We start from the raw sequence: 23,188 nt of genomic DNA on the forward strand, positions 1-23,188 counted from the left end.
AATTTGACAAACGGTTTTTAAAAACTAAAATTTCCACGCTTTTTGTTGGGCTTCGCTGTGAAACGTCCAAGCCAAAATACGACTTGTTTTTTGTCCTTGAGCCATGTCAATGGTACGCACCGTTACAGCACTTACCTTTTGTAAGGTTTTGTTTAAGCTGTAAAGATTTTCTTTTTTAGAGACCAAAGTGGTAAACCACAAGCATTGCATTGGATATTTGGCACTTTCAAAAATCATTTGGGTCAAAAATCCTAATTCGCCACCAGCACACCATAATTCGGCATTTTGTCCGCCAAAATTAAGAACGAGTTCTTTAGTTTTTGATTTTTCGAGTGTATTCACTTTTCGAAGACTACTTTTGGTAGCTTCATCTGCCGAGGCATGAAAAGGCGGATTGCAAATCGTAAACGTAAAACGATCTTCGGGAGTAATGATGTTTTTAAAAATAAATCGAGACTCTGTTTGCTGTTGCAAACTAATAGCTTCACCAAGTTTTGGATTGTCACTCAAAATGCTGCTACAATTTTCAATCGCTTTTAGGTCAATATCGGTACCGACAAAATTCCAATCATAAGTAGCGTTTCCTAAAATAGGGTAGATGCAATTAGCACCTACACCAATATCAAGGCCAAGTACGGAATCACCTTCAGGGATTACCCCGTTGTTGCTTGAAGCCAATAGATCGGCTAGGTAATGAATGTAATCTGCGCGACCCGGAATTGGCGGGCAAAGGTATTGGGCTGGTATATCCCAATTTTTGATGTTAAAATGAAAAGCTAGCAATGCTTTATTGAGCGCTTTTACGGCTAGAGGATCCCTAAAATTGATGGTTTGTGTTTGATGTTCATTCACAAATACATGCTGGCTAAGCTCAGGATTTACGGCCGACAATTGTTCAAAATTATACCCTTCACGATCAAGATTTCGAGGATGTAAATTTGTTTTAAGGATGCTTGTTGTTGCTTTCATTTTTTTAATTTCAGTGCAAAGATAGTCAATCCTAACTTGTAAATGGTTAGGCGGTTGTTTAAGAGAAAATAGCATTTTGAGTTGGTGTAAAAATTGTAGTGGCAAGGCTTTTAGTTGCCATAAAAAACGGTTACTTTTATAACAAAAACACTAATGAATTTTACGTTGAACCGATTCCGATTTAAAAAACGCTATGTTGCCTATGTCTTGTTTTTGAGTTATGTGGTAATGAGTCAGTCGTGTATGCGAATGCGCTACAGTGCCAAGGAAACAAAGCAGTTTTTTACAGAAAGCGGAATTCAATTTCAAGATAAGTACCTTAGTATAGACGGCCACCAAATACATTATATTCAAACTGGTGATGTTGCGAAACCTACGTTGTTTTTCATTCACGGTTCGCCAGGAAGTTGGAACGCCTACAAAGATTATTTAAAAGACACTTTATTGCTGAAAAAATACCGAATGATTGCCATTGACCGTCCAGGTTTTGGGTATAGCGATTTTGGGATGGCTGAAAACTTAGCTGTTCAGTCAAAATACATTGCCCAATTTATTTCGAAGATGAGTAATCAAAAAGAGGTTGTCTTGATTGGTCATTCGATGGGCGGACCGGTTATAGCGCAACTAGCAGCCGATTATCCCAATAGATACAAACACTTAGTTATTTTAGCGGGCTCGCTCGATCCTGCTGCTGAGAAGCCAGAAAAATGGCGCACAATGATTCTGTCGCCACCGTTACGGTATTTGATTCCGGGTGCGTTGCGACCATCAAACGATGAATTGTGGTGGTTGAAAAAAGATTTGATCGCTTTGAAACCAAAGTTGCCCAAGATTACGTCAGGAGTTACAATTATTCATGGGACCAAAGATGATTTGGTACCGTTTAGTAATGTTGCTTTTATGAAAGAAAATTTTAGCAATGCAGCAAGTTTAGATGCCATTGTGATTGAAAATGCCAATCATTTTATTCCGTGGAGTCATTACGACATCGTGAGAGATGTTATTTTAAAGTTGTAGTAAAGATTCTGAAGATAAAGATGTTCTGTTCTAAAATAAAATCAATTTTTCGTTAATCGCTATACAGCCAAATATCAAACTAGTTCTTCTTTAAGTCAATTGACCAAAGCCATTGGAGTTGCTGCTACCAGCAGTTTTTTTCGGCTAGTTGTTCGATTTTGTTTTTCTCATTATCATTTAAAGAATATAACTTTAGTATGACTTCAGTTTTCGTGATTCCTTTTTCTCTGAAATTAATCTTCACTATGTTATTTTCGAAACTTATTTTGTTTGCTTTTTTTACATAAGCGAATGGAAATCTATCTGAGAATTCATTAAGCTCCCCTGTTAATATTATAGGTAGTGAGAGCTGTTTGAAAATACTATCTTTTGTAAATCCTAAAATTATAATTGCGTTTTTGGTTAAGTATAGATCGCAACGATTAAATAGAAATTCTCGATTATTTAGACCAATTGTCATTGTTGAACTTTTAGTCTGCTCAATAAAAAACTCTGTTTCTGTTTTTAAACCCTCAATCAACTTTTCATATTGTTCTTTTCGGGATTTATTTGCCGAACGAATTACAATGAAAACTACGAAGATGAAAGCTGCAAATCCTACAATTGGCTGTATCATTCAATGTGATTTTTAATAATCAAGGATAACTAATCAATACATTCCATTAATAATAAATCGCCTGATTGATGCGAAATGCTTACTAGTCCATCTTTGGCCACGTGATTGCTGCTGCCGGTTCGGTACCCGATAGTAAGGGTGTCATTTTGCAATGGATAATACAAATTGCTGGAATGAATTCCTGCCACTTCACCAACGGGAATGAGAGAAATAGGAGTGTTGGCCGTGTACCATTTTTCGAATTGTCTTGGTAGAAGAAAAATTTTCGAATGGTCGTCAAGCACTACAATTTTAATGAGGTCTTTGTAACGGACAATGTTGGTAATATTGGTTATGGTATGATCGGCTCTTCGTCCGGTGGCCCAAACTACATTTACAGCGGGAATTTTGCGTTCAATTAGGTAATCAAAAGCTTTTTCGAGGTCGGTTTTGTTTTGGTCTGGCGTATGAATGATATCAATTGGGTATTGCAAGGTTTGGTATCGCTCAGTATTGAAATCACGATCAAAATCGCCCAACAAAACATCAACTTTTATGTTCAAGTCCATCACGCGCTCCATGGCCGAGTCCAATACAATCACAAGCGGAGACCACTCTAACAACTGCCCCAAAAGTTCAGGGTTACAAGCGGCACCATTGGCAATGATTAAAGCGGGTTCTTGATCGTCTCGAACGATGTGATGTGAAGACATGGTATTGCGGTTTTGAAATAGGATTGTAAAAGTAAATAAAAGTTCTGTTATTGCCGAATGCCCTAGCCCAGATGGAAATGAAAACCAAGAACCGCTCTTGAACATTTGTTTTGTGCTTGTATAAGAGCGACCATAGGAAGCTCCTTTTACATGCTACAAAACAGTTCAAGAGCGGTTGTGGGTTGTAATGAACAGCTGGAAAAGCTACTAATTATTGTACCGTGTAATTGGCAACTGCAATCTCGCTTAGACTAAAAAAGCCTAGTGGAAAATTTTCAGGAGCGGTGGTATTGACAATGTTGCCGCGCACGGTTGCCGGTGGTGACTGAAATGGGCCGCCGCCGCTGTTGCCTGCAATGCTCACGAGCACGCTCATGTAGTTGTAATAGGCGCGTGAAATGCCGTGATGAGTAACCTCGATTTTATCGTCTTTTTTTAGTTCATCGTTTTGGGAAATACTGAAAAACTCGTTGCCATCAAAAAAATCGTCACGGTCTACGTAAAAGTCTGACTTGCGTTGGTTGGAATACGAATATTTGTACAGGTAATAATTAGGTTCGCCGGCAGGATCAAGATAGTAGGTTTTAATTTCTTTTTCGTTTCCTGTAAAACCGCCTTGGTCGTTTTGTTCGAGTCGGCTAATTGGTGCGACCGCTTTCAGAGTCTCCATTGCAGTGTAGGTGTTGCCGTTACTGATGATGGTTAAGGTATAAGTTTCGTTAATTACTGGTGCAAAATTGCTACAAACGTACTCGCCTGTTGTTCCTACTTCATTGAAAATAAAAACCGTGTTTTGACTGTTTCGGATAGTCACATTGGCGCCGCTTACTTTTGGTATTTGGGCACTGTAAAAGCCAGTTGTAGTAGTCAATTTTATTTTTTGTGTATTTCCTGAGGTGCCTTTTTGCCAGTTTATAGCTGCTTCGATCACTAATTTTGGATCGGCTTCATCTAAGTCAACTGCAATTACATCCTCGCAACTACTCACCAAAAAGGAGAGTGCAAGTGCAAGAAAAAGAAAGCTTTGTTTGAGAATATTTGTTGTTGATTTCATGGTGTCAAAAAGAATTTAAAACTTAAAATTATAACTCACAGCAGGAACTATTCCAAAAATAGAGGTTCGAACGGCTTCATTGGCGCCTGTATCAGCGTTTTGTCTGAAATTAATAGAGGCTGCGTTGCGCCTGTTGTATAGGTTGTAAATACTGAAAACCCATTCGCCTTTCCACTGGCGGTTAGCATTACTTTTTGGTGTTAAAGTCGCGGCAATATCTAAATGGTGGTACGCTGGCAATCTATTTTTATTACGCAAGCCATAACTAGGAACCACGATACCCAAGTACTCGTATTGACCCGTTGGGAAGGTTACTGGTTGGCCACTTTGTAATGCAAAATTAGCTCCAAAAGACCATTTGTCATTCAAGGTATAAGAAGAAGTAACAGCTAGATTGTGCAGTTTGTCATAAACAGAATTGTACCACTGACCGTTGTTGATGCCGGTTTCAAGCGGAGTTCGTCCTGGTGTTTGTTGCTCTGAACGCGATAGGGTATAAGAAATCCAACCGTTCAGCTTTCCTTCGTTTTTACGAAGTAAAAGTTCGAGTCCGTAGGAACGTAATTGCCCGTTAAGAATAATTTGTTCGATGGCATTGTTGGCAATTAAATCGGCTCCGTCAATGTAGTCCAAACGGTTTTGTACTTTTTTATAGTAGGTTTCTACTTCAAAAGAATATTGGTCGTTGCTGAAATTTTTGAAAAATCCTAAGGCAACTTGATCGGCAATTTGAGGCTTGATGAAATTATCACTTGGTGTCCAAATATCAAGCGGAGTAGGAGATGAGGTATTTGAGATGAGTTGCAAATACTGCACCATGCGGTTGTAACTCGCTTTTATGGATTGCTCATCATTTATTTGATAGGCTGCAGAAAATCGCGGTTCAAGGTAGTTGAAGCTTTCAATTACTTGGTTGCGAGAAAATGATTTTTGACCGATAGGCGTTGCTTTTTCGTAAATTTTCAACTCAGGGTTAAACAATACCGGATTGTTGTCTTGGTAAAGATTAACATCCGATGCACCCAAACGGTAAAACATGCTGTATCGCAATCCGTAAGAAAGTGAAATTTTGTTGGTAATATCATGATCGGCATTGAGGTATAACGCAGGTTCGAAAGCGTATTTTTTATCTAATTGTGCAAAGTTAATTCCACTATCGGGTTTAGATGGCCTTATAGTTCCTGGATTGAACTCGTAATAAATACTGTTCATTCCGTAATTCAATTTGAATTTATCCGAAATGTAGTTTTTGAAATCGTATTTGATGTTGTAGTTTTTAATGCCAGAATCCCATTTGAAACCAACAAAATCAAGATCTAAACCATAATAGTAATCACTATATATTAAGGAAAGGTTGGAGAATAATTTTTCAGAAAATAAATGATTCCAACGCAAGTTGACTGTGGTGTTTCCGTAAATGTTAGAAAAACTATCTCTTAAACTGAAAACATCACGACCAAAATAGCCTGATAAATACAAACTGTTGTTGGGATTTAGTTTGTAACTTAATTTGGTGTTGAGGTCATAAAAATAAGCTGCATTGTCCTTTTGTTCTTCGGAAAGTTTTAAAAATAAATGGGCGTAAGAGCTGCGACCGCCAATTAAAAATGAACCTTTATCTTTTACCAAAGGTCCTTCGGCAAGAATGCGACTGCTGATTAATCCAATTCCACCATTTACATGAAAATCTTTACTATTGCCATCTTTTTGATAAATATCTAAAACAGAAGAAGCTCTTCCGCCAAAACGCGCTGGAATTCCGCCTTTGTAAAGTTTTAAGTCTTTTATGGCATCTGGATTGAAAACGGAGAAAAAACCAAAAACATGCGAGGAGTTAAAAATGGTTGCTTCGTCTAGTAAAATTAAATTTTGATCGGCACCACCACCACGAACATTAAAACCAGAGGCGCCTTCGCCCGCGTTTGTAACTCCTGGCAATAACAAAATAGATTTTAAAACATCTACTTCACCGAGAACAACAGGCATTTTTTTGATGGCTGAAATCGAGAGTTTGTTAACACTCATCTCGGGTTTTTTGATGTCGATTTTGGTTTTGTTATCGGTAATGATAACTTCTTTCAAAGTGGTTTCGTTACCAAATAAATTGAAATTATTTTTAACGTTTTGATTCAGATTTAAAGTTTGTTCAATGGTTTTGTATCCTAAATAACTCACTTGTAAGGTATAAATGCCTTTGGGTAATGTAATCGAGTAAAAACCATATTCATTGGTAGTAACTCCCGTTTTTAACTCGGTAACCACAACATTTACTCCAATCAACGTTTCATTGCTATTGCCATCAATAACAGTTCCGCTAAGTGTGAATTTTTCTTGGGCCAAAGCTGGCAAAGCACCACATAAAAGGAAGAGCAATAAGTATTTTTTCATAAAATCCATAAAAAGTTGTTTAACGAATTATAAGCTACAAAGAACAAACTTTGTATTCTTAATTTTATTATAACGGATGTTAAGGTATTACTAATAAAAAAAAAGACAACTCAGTGAGTTGTCTTTTATAGGTATCCTTATTTGTGCATTTAATTATGCAATTTTTGCGATAATAGCATTAAATGTTGCACTCGGACGCATCGCTTTGCTAGTCAATTCCGGAATTGGGTGGTAATGACCTTTAATTTCTTGCGCTTTTCCTTGTGCTGCAATTAATTCAGCGTTAATTGTAGCTTCGTTACTTAAAAGTTCTGCTGCAATTGGAGCAAAAGTAGCTTGTAATTCAGCATCTTTTGATTGTGCTGCCAAAGCTTCAGCCCAGTACATAGCTAAGTAAAATTGTGATCCTCGATTGTCAATTCCGCCTACTTTACGAGCAGGAGATTTGTCGTTGGCTAAAAATTTCTCAGTAGCTACATCTAAAGTTTCAGCTAAGACAATAGCTTTGGTATTGTTTAAAGTTTGACCTAAGTGCTCTAATGAAGCTCCTAGTGCTAAAAATTCACCCAATGAATCCCAACGCAAATAGCCTTCTTCTGTAAATTGCTCAACGTGTTTTGGAGCTGATCCACCTGCACCCGTTTCAAACAATCCACCACCGTTCATCAACGGAACGATAGAAAGCATTTTGGCAGAAGTTCCAACTTCTAAAATTGGAAATAAATCAGTTAGGTAATCACGCAATACGTTTCCAGTAACTGAGATAGTATCTAAACCTTGTACAATTCTTTCTAAAGTAAATTGAGTGGCATCAACTGGATTCAAAATGCGAATATCTAAACCAGTGGTATCAAAATCCTTCAAGTAATGATTTACTTTTACGATCAATTCTCTGTCGTGTGCTCTTTTGTCATCCAACCAGAAAACGGCTGGAGTACTTGACAAACGCGCTCTGTTTACAGCTAGTTTTACCCAGTCTTGAATAGGAGCATCTTTTGCTTGACACATTCTAAAAATATCATTAGTTTGAACGGCTTGTTCCATCAAAACAACGCCATTTGTATCTACAACACGAACGGTTCCGTTAGTTGTAATTTGGAAAGTTTTGTCGTGTGATCCGTATTCTTCTGCCTTTTGAGCCATTAAACCTACGTTAGGAACACTTCCCATGGTAGTTGGATCAAAAGCACCGTGTTTTTTACAAAAATCAATAGTGGCAGTATACACACCAGCGTAAGAACGGTCTGGAATAAGTGCAACAGTATCTTGTTGTTTTCCTTCTTTATTGTACATCTGGCCAGAAGTACGAATCATAGCTGGCATCGAAGCATCTACGATTACGTCAGATGGAACGTGTAAGTTGGTAATTCCTTTATCAGAGTTTACCATTGCCAATGCAGGACCATTTTCGATAGCTGCGTTTAATGCGGCTTCTACTTCAGCTTGCAATGGATTTCCAGCGATTTTAGCATAAACATCGCCAAGACCGTTGCGAGTATCAATGTTTAATTCTTGGAATAAAGTTGCGTATTTTTCGAAAACATCTGCAAAGTAAACCTCTACGATAGCGCCAAAAATGATTGGGTCAGATACCTTCATCATCGTCGCTTTCAAGTGCACTGATAATAGAATGTTTTGTTTTTTAGCATCAGCAATCGTTTGCGCTACAAATGATTTTAATGCATTTACATTCAGTACAGCAGTATCAATGATTTCACCTGCTTTTAATGGTGTACTCGCTTTTAATGTTGTAGTGGTACCATCTTCAGCAACCAATTCGATTTTTACGTCAGTTGGAGTTGCAATGGTTACTGATTTTTCACTTCCGTAAAAATCACCACTTTCCATTGAGGCTACGTATGTTTTTGAATCTGCACTCCAAGCACCCATACTGTGTGGGTTTGCTTTTGCATAATTTTTAACTGCTTTTGGTGCTCTACGATCAGAGTTGCCTTCACGCAAAACTGGGTTTACTGCAGATCCTAAAATTTTAGCAAATTTAGCTTTGATAGCCGCTTCTGCATCGTTTTGTGGTTCTTCTGGATAACTAGGAACAGCGTATCCGTGTGCTTGAAGCTCAGCAATAGCAGCTTTCAATTGTGGCACAGAGGCTGATACGTTTGGTAATTTTATGATGTTTGCTTCTGGCGTAGTTGCTAATTGACCCAGTTCAGCCAAAGCATCGTTGGTTTTTTGAGCATCTGTCAAAAACTCAGGGAAGTTGGCAATAATTCTACCGGCTAATGAAATGTCTCTTGTTTCAATTTCGATAGCAGCAGTACCTGTAAAGGCTTGAACGATAGGTAAAAATGAATAAGTGGCCAATAATGGCGCTTCGTCAGTAAGCGTGTAAAAAATCTTTGATTTCTGTGTCATTTTTTTATTTTTATAATCCAATAGCGTTAAAAGTAGCTTATTTAAAGGTTTAGTCTTGAAATAAGGCGCACAAAGATATGAAAATCAGATGTAATTGAGGCCCGAATTACTCGAGAAAAACATGAATTTTCAGATTATAACGTGTTCGTTTTGGATTGTGATATTTACTCTTGCCTTTGGTGTTTGTTTCCTAGTGAATTTGGTCAAATTAAAGCAAAAAAAAGTCCCAAAACGAGTTGGGACTTTTATGATTCAAAGAGATAAAATTATCTTCTTTTATCTTTAATTTTTGCTTTCTTACCAGTAAGTTCTCTGAAGTAGAAAATTCTAGCTCTACGAACTGCACCTTTTTTGTTGATTTCAATTTTTTGTAATGCAGGTAAGTTCACAGGGAAAATACGCTCTACACCAACTGAACCAGACATTTTACGGATGGTGAAAGTTTCAGTGTTAGCTGAACCTCTTCTTTGAATAACCACACCTTTAAAGAATTGAGTTCTTGTTTTTTCACCCTCTCTAATTTCGTAGTAAACAGTGATTGTGTCTCCAGCTGCAAAAACTGGGAAATCTTTTCTTGTTACAAACTCGTCTTGAACGAATTTCAATAAATCTGCCATGATTTTATTTTATTATGGTTTAATTTAGGTCAACATTCACGGATCTCGCCAGAGGTTAACTTAATGTGGGTGCAAAAGTAAATAAAAATGTTTAAAGTTTAAAGTTTTTCTTGTTTAAAGTTTAGAAGATCTTGGTTTTTAGTCACAGTCTCAGTTGTCAGTCTCAGTTGTCAGTCTCAGTTTGCAGTATTAAGTCACAGTAATCAGTCTCAGTTTGCAGTAATCAGTCACATTAACAGTTTACAGTATTTAGTCTCAGTTTGCAGTGATTAGTCACAGTAATCAGTTACAGTTTTTTGTCAAAATATTGTAAGGTTGTGTAGTGAGAGAATTAAATTTTGCAACCAAATTTACCTGGATTGTTGATCATGAAATTAATTAACTTTCCAATTTCGATGGTTTGGTTATTTAATTCAGTGAACGTTGCTAGGTCTATATACTCGCAATTTAATGCAAATTCAAGCCAGACACTTGTCTCTGAATTCTCAGCATCGCTATCGGTTAATTTGCTGATGAAATGATTCGGATAGCGCCTTTTTCGGTATGCTTCAGCAATATTGGCAGAAACACTTCTTGAAGAACGGCGCACTTGATCTGTAAGAGCGTATTTTTCTTCTTTTGGGAATGATTTTGATAAAGTAAAGATATTCATTGCTAGGGTAAACGACTTCTGAAACGCAACTAATTCTTTGAAATCCATGATTTTATTTATTTAAATTACATTCATTTAGTATTCAGTTTACAGTCTCAGTTTATAGTTTGTGTTGTGTAGTAGAATTACTAAAAATATAAGAACGAATGCCCACTGTCCACTTTTATCATTAACTCAAGAACTGCGACTGAAAACTGAAAACTGAAAACTGTGACTGCAAGCTGTCTACTTTCACCAATAACTCGAAAACTGCGACTGCCTACTGTGACTGCGACTGCGCACTATCCTAATCTTCCAACAAATCCGGTCTTCTATTTTTAGTATGTTCATAGGCCATATCCTCGCGCCATTGGTCAATTTTAGCAAAGTTACCACTTGTTAAAACCTCAGGAACTTTCCATCCTTTGTAGTCTGCAGGTCGTGTGTAAATAGGTCCCGAAAGTAATCCATCCTGAAAACTATCAGTCAAAGCCGAAGTTTCATCACTCAAAACACCAGGAATCAATCTAATTAAAGCATCAGATAATACTAAAGCTCCCAATTCACCACCCGATAAAACATAATCACCAATAGAAATTTCTTTGGTAATAAAATGATCGCGCACGCGTTGGTCTACACCTTTGTAGTGGCCACACAAAATAATAATGTTTTCATACAATGACATCGTATTTGCCATTTTTTGGTTGAGCGTTTCACCGTCGGGCGACATGTAAATCACTTCGTCATAGGTACGTTCGCTTTTTAAGTGTGAAATGCAAGCATCAATAGGTTGCACCGTCATCACCATTCCAGCGCCGCCACCGTACGGATAATCGTCAACGCTTTTTTGTTTGTTAGTTGTGTAATCGCGCAGGTTATGAAAATGAACTTCCACCAAACCTTTATCAATAGCACGTTTCATAATCGAAGCTTCAAACGGGCTTCGTAACAACTCAGGCAAAACGGTAACAATATCAATGCGCATAATTTTTCTTAAAAAGGTTCTAAGCGACAAAGATACAAAGTTGCTAAGGTTTTCTAATAGTCAAATACCCAATTCAACCATTAAACTTTTCTTTAGGAGCTTGATCCAGCTATACGTTACAATCTTATACGCCGAAAGCCGGCGCATAAGGATTTCCACTGCTATCTGGGCTAGAGCGTGCGTATTTCAAGATAGTTTCCATTTATACAAGTATGAAAACTATTCTTTTGATGTAAACATAGTTTCTTGATTTGTAACTAATTATTTATATATTTGGGGAGTTGGATATGATGATTTTATTTCTTTGGACGGTGTAAGTTGTTTTGGTTTGAAATACTAACTTCTTCTCTATTCAAAAATTAGTAGAAATATCTTAAAAACTTTGTCTAATGAAGAAAAATAGAATTGTAAAAGTCATATTTCTAAGTTTTGTTGGATGTACAATCCCATGTCTTTTTCTCATAGGAATTTCAATGATGGTATATGGTTCAAATTTTCCTTCAAAAAAGTTTTATTATTGGAAAGGTTATATTGAACAACGAAATGGAAATTTAGAAGCATCAATTAAAAGTTATGATAACGTAATTAAATTAGATGGTAAGTATCCCACAGCTTATATATCTCGTGGTAGTGCTTATCTTGATTTAAAAAAATATGATAAGGCTATCGCTAATTATACAGTAGCGATTAAGTTATCGCCCGAAAATGAAAAGCCTTACGCATACAGAGGAAGAGCTTATTATGAGATTGACAGTTTGAAAAATGCCAAAGAAGATTTTGACAAAGCCATTTATCTGAATAAAGATTTTGGGTATGCTTATTCAAATAGAGCACTTTTAAAATACACTAAATTAGATGATTTCGAGGGAGCTTGCGAAGATTTAAAAACAGCCGCAAAATTAGGTGATGAAGAAGCAAAAACTCATTTGAGAGATGGTGTGTGTAAATAATACATCTTCTAATACATGCTAAAAGTAATTTGAACATTATACTTAATTTGATATTGGTTTGTATTGGGAAGATTTTGCAAATCTAAAGAATGACCTTTTTTACATTACCAAACTTGTTATCGAATTAGAACGTTGTCAAAAAGTTAAATGAAACTGCAAAATGAAGAACAGAATATTATTTGAAAATTACTACTTATATTTAATAATTTTTGCTGTTTCATCGGTCTTCAAGTATTTAGTGTACGGAAAAAATAATTTTGTACAACTTCTTGTAATTACTGCTTTTATTTGGCTTTATGAATTACTTTCGGAGAAAAAAAAATATCTGTCAAACTTAAAAATGAATGAGGAAATAATTGAATTAGAATATTTTGATTTATTTCTAAAAAAAAGGAAAGTTATAATAAATAGACAAAATATAACTAGCGTTAATTACGTAAAAAATGCTTTATTGTGGAATAAATTTCATTGTTTTCAAATTGTTGAAAAAGAAAATTCGAAATCTCTGAATTTTAAGATTTTTGACAAAAACTTGCAAGAAAGTGTTCAAGAAAACATTGCAATAAATAAAAGCCATCTCTAAATGGCATTTGGTAAGATTGCAAATTTCATGGTAAATCTTTGATGATGTTTCGCTAGAAATTATTTCCTTAATAGTAAATAATCGTTTCCGTAGTTAATAACCTCGCTAATCGATTGAGAGTTTAACTGTTTATTTCACGCACCTTTTAAAATAAATTTTTGGATGAAGTTGGACTTAAATACTTTGAAAATTGGGATAATTAAAAACTTAAGAAATTCTCAAGAACTTATAGATGAAGCTGAAATTTTATTTAACAATGAAAAGTATGCTAGAACTTATTTATTAAGTCATATAGCAATTGAAGAAAGTTCTAAATGCGCAATGCTATTGAAATTAATAGCCTTTAATATTTGGGAAGAAGAAATTGATATTAAAAATGTTAGAAAAAGATATTCAAGTCATAAAGAAAAAATCAAGAATTTTGAATTGTTAAAAATATTAACCGATAAAAAGGATTATGATTTAGTTGATTTGGACAAACAAATTGACATCTTAAATACGTCAAAGAATGATTCACTTTATGTAAGCTAGTCTAATGAAAATGAATTTGTTTTGCCGAGCGAAGTATATGACAAAAAAAATGCTGAAGAAAAATTGAATGTAGCATTAAATTATGTAAAGTTGTTTCCATCAATTTCTATTAAGTTAATGGAAAATGATGCTGAAATATATAAAACTTTAAAAATTTCAAAGACTGACACAATAATTACTGAAATTATAAAAATGGAAAAAGAAAAGAAATAATATCGGCACTTCCAATTAGCCTTTAGTCCAATTTAGGTTTTAAGTTTAAATTAAAGCTGGTTTTGATTTAGGAACATTTGCTTCGACGTTTCGCAATCACTCGAGAAACAAATGCAAAAGCAAAGTTTAATTAAATCTCAAACCAAAACAAAGAAGCGTTGCCAAACATTTAAAAACTAAATGACACAGTATAAAAATCAACAATAATCTTTAAAAACTAGAACTTATGAGAAATCTGATTTTGTCTTTGTTATTTGCCTTGTGCACTCCAATGGCTTTCGCAGCTGAAATTGAAGCAACTGTTGTTTTTGAAAACTTAACAAGTAAGGAGTTAATATTGGGAGAGTTTACGATTATTACTTTAAACAAAACAACTAAAATTACTAAAGCTGAAAGTTTCAAAATCACCTTGCCGGAAGAAGGAAAATACCAATTCAGTTTTGTCTCAAACGACTTTATAGCGTACACTTTTTATCCGGCGAGGATAAATAAAAATAAAAACACAATTACAATTCGGCTTAAAGAAAAAAACGAATTAAAAAATCTTGAAACACGCTCTTTTGCTACTAACTCGGATAGTAAATTAACCGCTGAGCAAATAGAAAACCGCTTAGCAAAAGGGACTTTAAATTTTATAATGCACGGAATTGATAACACAATACCCGAAGACTATTTAAAATTCAAAGAAAAATATGGTATTGGAGTAATCAAAAAGAATTGTGTTCTTGATCCTTTGTCTTTCAAAAAAGCAACAGAAAATAACCAAATGATTTTCGATTATTTGAACCAAAAATATGGAACGGAATGGTTAAGTGAATTGAACTCAAAACCTTTCGGAGTAAAATAAATATGTTTTTTAGAAGTTTGTAAAAAGTATTGGCTTTGGAGTATGGATAAAAGGCATCGCCAGACAAAACGCTGTTTGCAATATTTAAGAACCAAGATGAAAAGAATAGTAATTTTAGCTCTGCTTTTTTTCAATACTTTAATTAGCTTTGGACAAAAGCAACATCTGGAACCCGAAACTTTTTTTGTTGGAGGAGATTTAGAAAATTATTATCGTAACATAATTTCTTTGTGTTTTGATGGAATGTCCTCAAATCCGTACGCAAGATTTATCGCTATCCCATCATTTTCAAAAGAATATGCATTTTCAATTGAAAAGGAAAATCAAAATTACTTTTTAATTTCTATTACATTGTCTGAGAGTTATTGGAGAGCAAAAAGTAAGGAAGATGTCAAATTCGAAACAAAAAAAAGGAGAATTAATAAAAAGTTTTATCATAAAATCGGGTATTTATTCCAACTATTAGCCAAACAGACTAAAAGTTATGAATTAGAGCCCTATTACACGGACGGCGAATCCTTTTATTTTTTGACAACTGACGATAGAGGAGCTGTGAAAATTGGAAAAACTTGGTCTCCAGATAAACGTACGCAAGTGGGGAAATTGGTAAAAATATCTCACGATTTATACTTTTATGGAAACGGAAGCAAAGTTTCAATCACTGAAATTAATTCTGAAATTGACAATTTAATCGCTGAACTCGAGAAATAAAAACTACCCAAAATAGCTTTCGTAATTTGGCTTTAAGTAAATTTAGTTTTGTTTTTCTAATAAATTATCAAATCTACAAAAAAATCTTACCTTAGTTCTTGAGTTTTATTTGCAGACAAAAAATAAACTAGATATGACTAAAAAGCTTTTACTGATTGCATTGATAATAATTTTAAATGTTAAAATGGTTGGACAGGAAATGTGTAATTGTAATGCAGATTTAAATTTTGTTATTGAGAAAATCGAAAAGGAACATCCCGGTTTTTCAATAAATGTGACAGACAAAAATATCCAACAATATAAAAGTTTAAAGGATAGTTTAACTACGGAAACAAATAAAGCTAATTTATCAAAAGAATTGTGTCAAAAAATTATCAAGAAATACATAAGTTTCATCAAAGACAAACACTTGCAAATTTATGATCCCATCGTAATAAATGAAGCAGAATATCAAAAGAATTTTGCCGCAAAAAATTTACCACAATATAAAGAATTAGAAAACGAAACAGCCTATGTAAAAATACCCAGTTTTAACTACACACTATGGAAAGAATTGGATAACTTTTATGATAGTATAGCTCCAATTGTTAAAACAAAACAGAAGATAATTGTTGACATTAGAAATAATGGCGGCGGTGGAGAAAGAATGTATAATCAACTTTTAAAAATTCTGAAGTCAAACGCTAAGAAGATTAAAATCGCAGTAGTTTACAATAACAAATGTGCAAGCGCTTGTGAGGAAGTTGCATTAATTTTAACTGAGAATAAGAACATAAAAACATTTGGAACAAATACAAATGGAGGTTTTGCCTATGGTTTTATTAAAGAATATAAAACTCCAAATTGTGGATTTACATTTGTCAGTACTACAAAAAAGTATACGGAAAGATTACAATATGAGTTTGTAGGTGTACAACCAGAATTTCTTCTTAACAATGAGAAAGAATCAGAGTGGCTAAAAATTGTCGAAAAAAAGTTAGATGAATTAAAATTGAATTGATAGCAATTTAAGAATGGGGTGGGTTTATATTTGATTTTAAGTCAGTGTTTTATTAAAAAAATAAGCAATAGCTACAAATTAGGCATCACTTTACCGAAGCATTTAGAGAGATACTTTTGGATTTAAAAACAGCTTCTGATGAAAAGAATTTTATTGATTTTAATGATTTTATTGTTTTTTAACTGCGCAACAAAAGATGAAAAAGAAAAACATTTTCAACCAACCATACTTTTAAAAGAAATAATAAAAGATGAACGAGTAAAGAATATAATTTGGGATTTTAGACTTACCAATATTGAAATTAATAGAAGTGGAAAACAAAACAAAGAATATGAACTTTTCCGCAACAATTTAACTGATATTGAATTAGTGCAAATTACAGAATGTGAAGTTCCTTTGTTACGTTGTATTGCTTTTAAAACTTTAGTCGAAAGAGACTATGTAAATATTAGAAAAATATTTAATAGACACTTAAACGACTACGATTTGGTTAAAGGACATTATTACGACGTTCTCTTGAGCGAGCCAGTTAAAATTTTTATGCTAAATCAATTAAGTCCATATTCAAATTCGAAATTTAAATTTTCAAAAGAAGAGTTTAGAAAAATGCAAGATGAAAATTATAAGTAGAAAGAAATGGAAGGAAAAAAGCGAACTTATAACTGCCACTTCAACGGATTTGGGTAATTGGATTAATGGAGAAATAGTCTTGTATTTGGGATAATTTGCTTCGAATATTCACAATCAAGCGAGTGGTAGATCCGAAAATAGAACCTAATTTAGTCTTAAACCCGCTATAGTGCCACAAAATAAATCTTAATTTGGCATTAGCAACATCAAATGCGAATATCATCACGAAAAGAAAACATGAAAACTGATTTTCAATCTGTAGAAGAGTACATAAAATCATTTCCTCCAGCTATTCAATTGCTTCTGGAGAATATTCGGCTGATAATTATTAAAAATGCGCCAACAGCTGTTCAAAGTATTTCGTACGGAATGCCTGCTTACAAAACATTCGGCAAACCACTAGTATATTTTGCGGGATTCAAAAATCATATAGGCTTTTATGCCACACCAACTGGTCACGCAGCATTTAGAGAAGCTTTGTCAAAATACAAGCAAGGAAAAGGATCTGTACAGTTTCCGTTAAATCAACCAATTCCTTATGATTTGATTGAAAAAATAGTCCTTTTTAGGGTTGACGAAAACGAACAAAAATACAAATAAGAATCGCGCTGCTGGTAATTATACTGCAAATCAAATCCAAACTAAAATGGCGGTAATCGTGGCTTTCTTTGTGGCTTTTTAATCAAATAATCGCCAATTCCCTTTTTAAATTTATTTTCGTAAATTTGCACTTCAATAAAAATCATAAAAAATGGAAAACGGAATATATGCTAAATTCAACACCACAAAAGGTGCTATTTTAGTAAAACTCACACACGATTTAACACCAGGAACGGTAGGTAACTTCGTAGGATTAGCAGAAGGAAATTTAGAAAATAAAATTAAACCACAAGGAGTTAAATTTTACGATGGTTTAAAATTTCACCGCGTTATTCCTGATTTCATGATTCAAGGTGGTTGTCCGTTAGGAACAGGTACAGGAGATCCGGGTTATAAATTTGATGATGAATTTCACCCAAGTTTAAAGCACAACCGTCCGGGAGTTTTGGCTATGGCCAATTCAGGACCTGGAACAAATGGTTCTCAGTTTTACATCACACACGTGAATACAGATTGGTTGGATAACAAACACACTGTATTTGGTCATGTTGTTGAAGGACAAGAGGTGGTTGATGCTGTTGCTCAAGGCGATACATTAGAGTCAATTGAAATTATTCGCGAAGGTGACGAAGCTAAAAATTGGAATCCAATTGAGGCTTTTATTACTTTTAAAGGAGAGCGCAACAAAAGAGACGCAGCATTGAAAGCAGAAGCAGAGGCGGCAATGGAAAAGTTAGCTGCTGGTTTTGAAAAAACAGCAAGTGGTTTGCGTTACCAATTCATCCAAAAAGGAGACGGAAAACAAGCTGAAAACGGAAAAACAGTTTCTGTTCATTACCAAGGTTCATTAGACAATGGTAAAGTTTTTGATTCATCATACCCAAGAAAAAAACCAATCGAATTTAAATTGGGTCAAGGTCAAGTAATCGAAGGATGGGACGAAGGTATTGCATTATTGCGAGTAGGAGATAAGGCTCGTTTTGTAATTCCATCTGATTTGGGTTACGGACCAAGAGGAGCTGGAGGAGTGATTCCACCAAATGCTACCCTAATTTTTGATGTAGAATTAATGGATGTAAAATAGTTCGAACTATTTAACTTTATTATAAAATGAAAAACCCAAAACTTAGTTTTGGGTTTTTTTATGGCTCCTATTAACTTTATGATTAGTTAGTAATCCGTTTAGATTCAGAGTTATGGATTTAAAAATGCGATTAAATCGTTGTTTAATTTATCTTTTTCGGTATAAAACAATCCGTGTGGCGCTCCTTCATAAATGATAAATTGGTTATCAGGAATTAATTTTGCAGCTATTTCGGATGTGATTGCAATAGGAACCGTTTTATCCTCGTTCCCGTGAATAATTAAGGTAGGAACATTTACTGCTGCCATTTCTGATCGAAAATCGGTTGTTGAAAAGGATACGGCACATTGTAAAGTGGCACGAGGCGAAGCAAAAGAGCACAGCATTCTGTAATAATCTAATAATGGAGTGCTAATTGGTTTATTCAAAAAACTTTGTCCGAAAAATGTTTTTCCAAAATTATCCAGAAAATCGATTCGGTCAGCTTTAATTAGTTCCGCCATTCCGTCATATTTTTCTTGAGGGACTCCGTCTGGATTCGTATCCGTTTGTAACTGAAAAGGAGTTACTGATGCAATCAGAACAGCTTTTGAAATTCCTTTTCCGCCATGACGACTGAAATAGCGTACGACCTCTCCGCCACCCATCGAAAACCCAACAAGCGCGGCATCACTTAAATCCAAATGTTCAATAATCGCTTTCAAATCATCAGTCAAGGTGTCGTAATCATATCCGTCCCAAGGTTGAGACGATTTTCCAAAACCTCTGCGGTCATAGGTAATCACTCTAAAGTTATTTTCTATCAAAGCATCAATTTGGTATTCCCACATTTCATTTGATAAAGGCCAGCCATGAATTAAAATTACAGGTTTTCCTTGCCCATAATCTTTCACATACAACTGTACATTTGGGGCTGTCTCAATATACATATCGATACCAGAATTGTTTTCTTTTCGTTTTGTGCTATCATTCATTTGACTCATTTCCATAATAATTACAATTTAAAAGATGAATTTAGTTTTCGTCATTTGTAAAGTTAGCTTTGTTCTGAAAAAAAAGTATTACAGAATTAGTTTAATTAGTTGTAAATTTTATAGGTTTGTTATTCAGTATTTTAACAGATTGTAACTATGGAGGAATTAAATTGGAGCGAATTTGAAAGAGTAGAAATGCGTGTAGGCACAATTACCGCAGTAAACGATTTTCCAGAAGCACGAAAACCGGCTTATCAATTGATAATTGATTTTGGTAGCGAAATTGGTATTAAAAAATCATCGGCGCAAATTACCCATCGATATCAAAAAGAAGATTTACTACACCGACAAATTGTTGCGGTAGTCAATTTTCCTAGAAAACAAATTGGGAAATTTTTCAGCGAATGTTTAGTTTTAGGATCAGTAGGAGCTGAGGGCGATATTGTTTTGCTTGCGCCAGATTTTAAGGTTGAAAATGGATTGCGAATTGGTTAAGTGTTTTTATGCTATTAGTAAATCATTGTTTGAACCCCATTCTGTCCAAGAACCATCATAAACCGCATTATTTTTTTGTTGAATAAGTTCAAAAGCGAGCAAGGTAATGCAAGCCGTGATTCCGGATCCACAACTAAAAATGGCAGGTTTATTAAGTTGAAGTAGCACTTGCTTCAATTCTGGAATTGTTTTGAACTTCCCATCCTTCAGTACGTTTGTGTAAGGAATATTTATTGACTCGGGAATGTGGCCCGACCGAAGTCCTTTGCGAGTTTCTTGTACTTTTCCTTCAAATCGATTTGCTTTGCGGGCGTCGATGATAATTTCAGTTTTCATGTTCAGATTGGCAAGTATTTCCTCTTTACTACGAACGGCATTCTCGCAGAATTGTGCAGTAAAATCGCCGGTGGCAAACCTCGGATTTTTGTTTTTTGCCTTTGTAGGTAAACCATTTTTAATCCACTCGGGTAAACCGCCGTTTAATACCGCTACTTGTTGTGCTCCCATGATCGAGAACATCCACCAAACTCTGGGACTAAAATAGATTCCTAAACGATCATAAATTACAATCTTACTCGAATTATTAATTCCAAGTGCACGCGCTTCTTTTTCAAAATCATCAGGATGAAGCAGCATATTGGGAAGAGAGCTGTCCTTTTTGCTGAAGTTATTTTTGAGATCAAAAAAACGACTGCCTTCAATTTCTATTTCGGTATGATCAAGCTGTAGCTGTGCCTGATTCTCATTGGCCGTAGCATCAAGTAAAATAAGGTCAGGATCGTGCAAGTGCTCCAAAAGCCACTGTGCACTTACTAAAGGTGTTGTCATGAGTCTTTAAAATAGATTAGTGTGAGAATAAAAAAAGTCCAAAAAAATTGAATTTCTTGGACTTTTTTTGGGTAAGTAAGTAACTGAAAATTAAATATCATCAAAATCTAAATCGGTAAAGTTTGATGTTTGTGGTAATGCATCGTCTTCAAAACGTTCTGTTGCATATTCTTTTTTGAAATCTTTTTGATGTCTTTCTGAAATTACTTCTTCGCCTTTATGGTTTAAAACGTAAGAGGTCATTTCTTCTAAAATCTCTGCAAAGGCAGCAAAATCTTCTTTGTACAAGTAAATTTTGTGTTTTTTAAAATGAAAAGAACCGTCTTCTTCAGTAAATTTTTTACTTTCAGTGATGGTAATGTAGTAATCGTCTGCTTTAGTTGCTCTCACATCAAAGAAATAAGTTCTTCTTCCAGCTCTTAAAACTTTAGAAAAAATCTCCTCTTTTTCTAACATGTCATGTTCTCTCATAATCCTTTCAGTCAATTTATGGTTGTTAACTAGCTTTCAAAAATCTATAAAAAATATGGATTATCCAACATTTACAGCATTTCTTTTTCTGAAAGTTGTTTCAAATATAAGTCGGCATAATAGCCTTCTTCATTTATCAATTGATTATGAGAACCTTGTTGAATGATTTGTCCGTTGTCTACAATCAGAATTCTATCGGCATTTTTGGCAGATGAAATACGGTGGCTCACAATGATTGTTGTTTTGTCTTTGCAAATTTGAAATAAGTTGTTCAAAATAGTCTCTTCCGTTTCTGTATCTACCGCAGATAAGCAGTCATCAAACAGTAAAATAGGTGGGTTTTTAATGATGGCTCTCGCAATCGATACGCGCTGTTTTTGTCCACCTGAAAGTGTAATTCCACGCTCGCCCAAAACGGTATCGTATTGTTTGTTAAAGCCCATAATATTGTCATGCACCACGGCGCTTTTGGCTGCATTTTGTACTTCGTCATCAGTGGCGTTCTCTTTTCCAAACTTAATGTTGTTTTTGATACTATCCGAAAACAGGAACGCATCCTGAGGAACAATACCAATACTGTTTCGTAAGTCGAATAAGTTAACGGTGCTAATTTCATTGCCATCAATAGAAATTTTACCGCTCGTTACATCGTACATTCGTGAAATAAGGGATAAAATGGTCGACTTTCCGGATCCTGTTTTTCCTAAAATCGCCAAGGTTTCTCCTTTTTTAACCGTAAAAGAGATATTATGCAATGCTGTGATATTCGTGTCTTCGTAGGTGTAGCTCACATTGTCAAAAACAATGGCACCTTCGATAATTGATTTTTGAGTCGTATTGTTTTGAATTTCAGGTTCAATTTTTAAAAATTCATTGAGTCGCTTTTGCGAAGCTTCTGCTTCTTGCACCATTGACGATACCCAACCTAATGAAGCTACAGGCCAAGTCAGCATGTTTACGTACAAGATAAATTCCGCAATTATACCAATGCTTTTTATTGTTCCATCGATATACATCATCCCGCCGAAATAAATCACCACCAAGTTACTGATTCCAATTAAGGCTAACATTAACGGACCGAATAACGATTGTACTTTGGCCAAGCTCAAGCTTTTGTTTTTACTTTCGGTAGCTAAATCGACCATATTGGCCTGATGTTGTTCCTCGAGTGAATAGGCTTTTATGACACGGATACCAGAAAAAATTTCTTGTGAAAAACTAGATACTTTAGAAAGATACTGCTGAAAAATGGTACTTCGAACGTTGATTTCAGAACTCAATTTAAAAATGGCATAGGACAAAATCGGCAACGGTAACAAGGTGTACAATGTTAAAGTTGGCGAAACGTTGTACATGTACACAATCACAATGGCAAATCTAAAAACGGTATTGATGGTGTACATCACCGCTGGGCCCACGTACATACGTACTTTAGAAACGTCCTCGCTTATGCGGTTCATTAAATCGCCAGTTCGGTTTTGTTTATAAAAATTTTGAGATAAATTTTCATACTGTCGAAAAACCTCATTTTTTAAATCAAATTCGATATGCCTAGACATCACAATAAGCGTTTGGCGCATCAAAAAAGTTAAAAACCCAGCTACAATTGTAGTTGCGATGATCATCAGGATATTAGAAACTAACTCATCATAAATTACGTCTTTGGCTACCGTTGTATCTTTGGCGAAAGCCTCAATCGCTTTAAAAGATTGACTGATAAGTTTTGGGGTGTACAACATGAAAATTTGGGCAATGATCGTAAAGAGAATTCCCAATAAAAAGCTGTATTTGTATTTGACGAAATATTTATTTAAATAACGTAATTCTTTCATTTTTGTTTAAAATTCTGTGTTGAAATGGATTTTATCTTGTGATAAAATGCTTATTTAGTTGATAGTGTTGCTTATTTTTTAAATCTATAATATT

General features: G+C 34.8%; 23 protein-coding genes. 10 read left to right on the forward strand and 13 right to left on the reverse strand.

The features are described 5' to 3' along the window. Positions 1–24: 24 nt before the first annotated feature. Positions 25–969 carry a 23S rRNA (adenine(1618)-N(6))-methyltransferase RlmF gene (rlmF, locus tag G9Q29_RS06845; protein ID WP_166134727.1) on the reverse strand — a complete coding sequence of 315 codons (945 nt, stop codon included), beginning with the start codon at positions 967–969 and terminating at the stop codon, positions 25–27. A gap of 153 nt (positions 970–1,122) precedes the next feature. Between rlmF and G9Q29_RS06850 the strand changes: the two genes are divergently transcribed. Continuing rightward, positions 1,123–1,986: an alpha/beta fold hydrolase gene (locus G9Q29_RS06850; protein ID WP_166134730.1), complete on the forward strand. Its 864-nt coding sequence runs from the start codon at positions 1,123–1,125 to the stop codon at positions 1,984–1,986. Between the two features lie 124 nt (positions 1,987–2,110). Here G9Q29_RS06850 and G9Q29_RS06855 read toward each other — a convergent pair whose 3' ends face one another. The 8 genes from G9Q29_RS06855 to trmD all read right to left on the reverse strand — a co-directional run bounded on the left by G9Q29_RS06855 (position 2,111) and on the right by trmD (position 11,345). Then, positions 2,111–2,602, reverse strand: coding sequence for a hypothetical protein (locus G9Q29_RS06855; RefSeq protein ID WP_166134733.1), 492 nt, complete (start codon positions 2,600–2,602; stop codon positions 2,111–2,113). Positions 2,603–2,631: 29 nt separating this feature from the next. Beyond that, a complete protein-coding gene (locus G9Q29_RS06860; protein WP_166134736.1) occupies positions 2,632–3,294 on the reverse strand; it encodes a thiamine diphosphokinase in 663 nt (220 codons plus the stop codon). 211 nt (positions 3,295–3,505) lie between these two features. Further along, positions 3,506–4,348 (reverse strand): DUF4249 domain-containing protein, encoded by an 843-nt coding sequence (locus G9Q29_RS06865; RefSeq protein WP_166134739.1) that lies wholly within the window; start codon positions 4,346–4,348, stop codon positions 3,506–3,508. A 15-nt stretch (positions 4,349–4,363) separates the two neighbouring features. Then, positions 4,364–6,736: a TonB-dependent receptor gene (locus G9Q29_RS06870; protein WP_394367679.1), complete on the reverse strand. Its 2,373-nt coding sequence runs from the start codon at positions 6,734–6,736 to the stop codon at positions 4,364–4,366. A gap of 153 nt (positions 6,737–6,889) precedes the next feature. Then, positions 6,890–9,112, reverse strand: coding sequence for an NADP-dependent isocitrate dehydrogenase (locus G9Q29_RS06875; protein WP_166134745.1), 2,223 nt, complete (start codon positions 9,110–9,112; stop codon positions 6,890–6,892). A 266-nt stretch (positions 9,113–9,378) separates the two neighbouring features. Next, on the reverse strand, positions 9,379–9,729 hold the full coding sequence (rplS, locus tag G9Q29_RS06880; protein WP_166134748.1) for a 50S ribosomal protein L19: 351 nt from the start codon (positions 9,727–9,729) through the stop codon (positions 9,379–9,381). Positions 9,730–10,060: 331 nt separating this feature from the next. Then, positions 10,061–10,429, reverse strand: a complete 369-nt coding sequence (locus G9Q29_RS06885; RefSeq protein WP_166134750.1) for a four helix bundle protein — start codon at positions 10,427–10,429, stop codon at positions 10,061–10,063. Between the two features lie 238 nt (positions 10,430–10,667). Further along, positions 10,668–11,345, reverse strand: coding sequence for a tRNA (guanosine(37)-N1)-methyltransferase TrmD (trmD, locus tag G9Q29_RS06890; RefSeq protein ID WP_166134753.1), 678 nt, complete (start codon positions 11,343–11,345; stop codon positions 10,668–10,670). A 389-nt stretch (positions 11,346–11,734) separates the two neighbouring features. Here trmD and G9Q29_RS06895 point away from each other — a divergent pair, with 389 nt between their 5' ends. The 8 genes from G9Q29_RS06895 (at position 11,735) to G9Q29_RS06930 (ending at position 18,494) form a co-directional block, all read left to right on the forward strand. Continuing rightward, on the forward strand, positions 11,735–12,295 hold the full coding sequence (locus tag G9Q29_RS06895; protein WP_166134756.1) for a tetratricopeptide repeat protein: 561 nt from the start codon (positions 11,735–11,737) through the stop codon (positions 12,293–12,295). A 745-nt stretch (positions 12,296–13,040) separates the two neighbouring features. Further along, on the forward strand, positions 13,041–13,409 hold the full coding sequence (locus tag G9Q29_RS06900; RefSeq protein WP_166134759.1) for an AbiV family abortive infection protein: 369 nt from the start codon (positions 13,041–13,043) through the stop codon (positions 13,407–13,409). A gap of 439 nt (positions 13,410–13,848) precedes the next feature. Next, entirely contained in the window at positions 13,849–14,469 is a 621-nt protein-coding gene (locus G9Q29_RS06905) for an FEKKY domain-containing protein (protein ID WP_166134762.1), read from the forward strand. A gap of 96 nt (positions 14,470–14,565) precedes the next feature. After that, positions 14,566–15,180 carry a hypothetical protein gene (locus tag G9Q29_RS06910; RefSeq protein WP_166134765.1) on the forward strand — a complete coding sequence of 205 codons (615 nt, stop codon included), beginning with the start codon at positions 14,566–14,568 and terminating at the stop codon, positions 15,178–15,180. A gap of 133 nt (positions 15,181–15,313) precedes the next feature. After that, a complete protein-coding gene (locus G9Q29_RS06915; RefSeq protein ID WP_166134768.1) occupies positions 15,314–16,180 on the forward strand; it encodes a S41 family peptidase in 867 nt (288 codons plus the stop codon). Between the two features lie 138 nt (positions 16,181–16,318). Continuing rightward, positions 16,319–16,810 carry a hypothetical protein gene (locus G9Q29_RS06920; protein ID WP_166134771.1) on the forward strand — a complete coding sequence of 164 codons (492 nt, stop codon included), beginning with the start codon at positions 16,319–16,321 and terminating at the stop codon, positions 16,808–16,810. Between the two features lie 237 nt (positions 16,811–17,047). Continuing rightward, positions 17,048–17,410 (forward strand): iron chaperone, encoded by a 363-nt coding sequence (locus G9Q29_RS06925; RefSeq protein ID WP_166134774.1) that lies wholly within the window; start codon positions 17,048–17,050, stop codon positions 17,408–17,410. A gap of 151 nt (positions 17,411–17,561) precedes the next feature. Then, positions 17,562–18,494 (forward strand): peptidylprolyl isomerase, encoded by a 933-nt coding sequence (locus G9Q29_RS06930; RefSeq protein WP_166134777.1) that lies wholly within the window; start codon positions 17,562–17,564, stop codon positions 18,492–18,494. 110 nt (positions 18,495–18,604) lie between these two features. Here the strand turns inward: G9Q29_RS06930 and G9Q29_RS06935 are convergent, their stop codons facing one another. Then, the gene (locus tag G9Q29_RS06935) at positions 18,605–19,483 is read right to left on the reverse strand and encodes an alpha/beta fold hydrolase (protein WP_166134780.1); all 879 of its coding nucleotides are present in this window, start codon (positions 19,481–19,483) and stop codon (positions 18,605–18,607) included. Between the two features lie 141 nt (positions 19,484–19,624). Here G9Q29_RS06935 and G9Q29_RS06940 point away from each other — a divergent pair, with 141 nt between their 5' ends. After that, positions 19,625–19,963, forward strand: a complete 339-nt coding sequence (locus G9Q29_RS06940; protein ID WP_166134784.1) for a tRNA-binding protein — start codon at positions 19,625–19,627, stop codon at positions 19,961–19,963. Positions 19,964–19,969: 6 nt separating this feature from the next. Here G9Q29_RS06940 and G9Q29_RS06945 read toward each other — a convergent pair whose 3' ends face one another. The 3 genes from G9Q29_RS06945 to G9Q29_RS06955 all read right to left on the reverse strand — a co-directional run bounded on the left by G9Q29_RS06945 (position 19,970) and on the right by G9Q29_RS06955 (position 23,094). Further along, the gene (locus tag G9Q29_RS06945; RefSeq protein WP_166134787.1) at positions 19,970–20,791 is read right to left on the reverse strand and encodes a sulfurtransferase; all 822 of its coding nucleotides are present in this window, start codon (positions 20,789–20,791) and stop codon (positions 19,970–19,972) included. Between the two features lie 90 nt (positions 20,792–20,881). Beyond that, positions 20,882–21,262: a PUR family DNA/RNA-binding protein gene (locus tag G9Q29_RS06950; RefSeq protein ID WP_166134790.1), complete on the reverse strand. Its 381-nt coding sequence runs from the start codon at positions 21,260–21,262 to the stop codon at positions 20,882–20,884. Between the two features lie 71 nt (positions 21,263–21,333). Beyond that, positions 21,334–23,094 (reverse strand): ABC transporter ATP-binding protein, encoded by a 1,761-nt coding sequence (locus G9Q29_RS06955; RefSeq protein WP_166134793.1) that lies wholly within the window; start codon positions 23,092–23,094, stop codon positions 21,334–21,336. Positions 23,095–23,188 lie beyond the last annotated feature (94 nt).

Source organism: Flavobacterium turcicum, assembly GCF_011365745.1.
Lineage (GTDB): Bacteria > Bacteroidota > Bacteroidia > Flavobacteriales > Flavobacteriaceae > Flavobacterium > Flavobacterium turcicum.

Excerpts from the sequence above, each read along its gene's own strand:
- G9Q29_RS06850 (WP_166134730.1), top strand. The coding sequence starts at position 1,123 with ATGAATTTTACGTTGAACCGATTCCGATTTAAAAAACGCTATGTTGCC.
- G9Q29_RS06895 (WP_166134756.1), top strand. The coding sequence starts at position 11,735 with ATGAAGAAAAATAGAATTGTAAAAGTCATATTTCTAAGTTTTGTTGGA.
- trmD (WP_166134753.1), bottom strand. The coding sequence starts at position 11,345 with ATGCGCATTGATATTGTTACCGTTTTGCCTGAGTTGTTACGAAGCCCG.
- G9Q29_RS06950 (WP_166134790.1), bottom strand. The coding sequence starts at position 21,262 with ATGAGAGAACATGACATGTTAGAAAAAGAGGAGATTTTTTCTAAAGTT.
- G9Q29_RS06910 (WP_166134765.1), top strand. The coding sequence starts at position 14,566 with ATGAAAAGAATAGTAATTTTAGCTCTGCTTTTTTTCAATACTTTAATT.
- G9Q29_RS06920 (WP_166134771.1), top strand. The coding sequence starts at position 16,319 with ATGAAAAGAATTTTATTGATTTTAATGATTTTATTGTTTTTTAACTGC.
- G9Q29_RS06860 (WP_166134736.1), bottom strand. The coding sequence starts at position 3,294 with ATGTCTTCACATCACATCGTTCGAGACGATCAAGAACCCGCTTTAATC.
- G9Q29_RS06940 (WP_166134784.1), top strand. The coding sequence starts at position 19,625 with ATGGAGGAATTAAATTGGAGCGAATTTGAAAGAGTAGAAATGCGTGTA.
- G9Q29_RS06870 (WP_394367679.1), bottom strand. The coding sequence starts at position 6,736 with ATGAAAAAATACTTATTGCTCTTCCTTTTATGTGGTGCTTTGCCAGCT.
- G9Q29_RS06945 (WP_166134787.1), bottom strand. The coding sequence starts at position 20,791 with ATGACAACACCTTTAGTAAGTGCACAGTGGCTTTTGGAGCACTTGCAC.
- G9Q29_RS06925 (WP_166134774.1), top strand. The coding sequence starts at position 17,048 with ATGAAAACTGATTTTCAATCTGTAGAAGAGTACATAAAATCATTTCCT.
- G9Q29_RS06915 (WP_166134768.1), top strand. The coding sequence starts at position 15,314 with ATGACTAAAAAGCTTTTACTGATTGCATTGATAATAATTTTAAATGTT.
- G9Q29_RS06905 (WP_166134762.1), top strand. The coding sequence starts at position 13,849 with ATGAGAAATCTGATTTTGTCTTTGTTATTTGCCTTGTGCACTCCAATG.
- G9Q29_RS06865 (WP_166134739.1), bottom strand. The coding sequence starts at position 4,348 with ATGAAATCAACAACAAATATTCTCAAACAAAGCTTTCTTTTTCTTGCA.
- G9Q29_RS06855 (WP_166134733.1), bottom strand. The coding sequence starts at position 2,602 with ATGATACAGCCAATTGTAGGATTTGCAGCTTTCATCTTCGTAGTTTTC.
- G9Q29_RS06955 (WP_166134793.1), bottom strand. The coding sequence starts at position 23,094 with ATGAAAGAATTACGTTATTTAAATAAATATTTCGTCAAATACAAATAC.
- G9Q29_RS06900 (WP_166134759.1), top strand. The coding sequence starts at position 13,041 with ATGAAGTTGGACTTAAATACTTTGAAAATTGGGATAATTAAAAACTTA.
- G9Q29_RS06875 (WP_166134745.1), bottom strand. The coding sequence starts at position 9,112 with ATGACACAGAAATCAAAGATTTTTTACACGCTTACTGACGAAGCGCCA.
- rplS (WP_166134748.1), bottom strand. The coding sequence starts at position 9,729 with ATGGCAGATTTATTGAAATTCGTTCAAGACGAGTTTGTAACAAGAAAA.
- G9Q29_RS06930 (WP_166134777.1), top strand. The coding sequence starts at position 17,562 with ATGGAAAACGGAATATATGCTAAATTCAACACCACAAAAGGTGCTATT.
- G9Q29_RS06885 (WP_166134750.1), bottom strand. The coding sequence starts at position 10,429 with ATGGATTTCAAAGAATTAGTTGCGTTTCAGAAGTCGTTTACCCTAGCA.
- rlmF (WP_166134727.1), bottom strand. The coding sequence starts at position 969 with ATGAAAGCAACAACAAGCATCCTTAAAACAAATTTACATCCTCGAAAT.
- G9Q29_RS06935 (WP_166134780.1), bottom strand. The coding sequence starts at position 19,483 with ATGGAAATGAGTCAAATGAATGATAGCACAAAACGAAAAGAAAACAAT.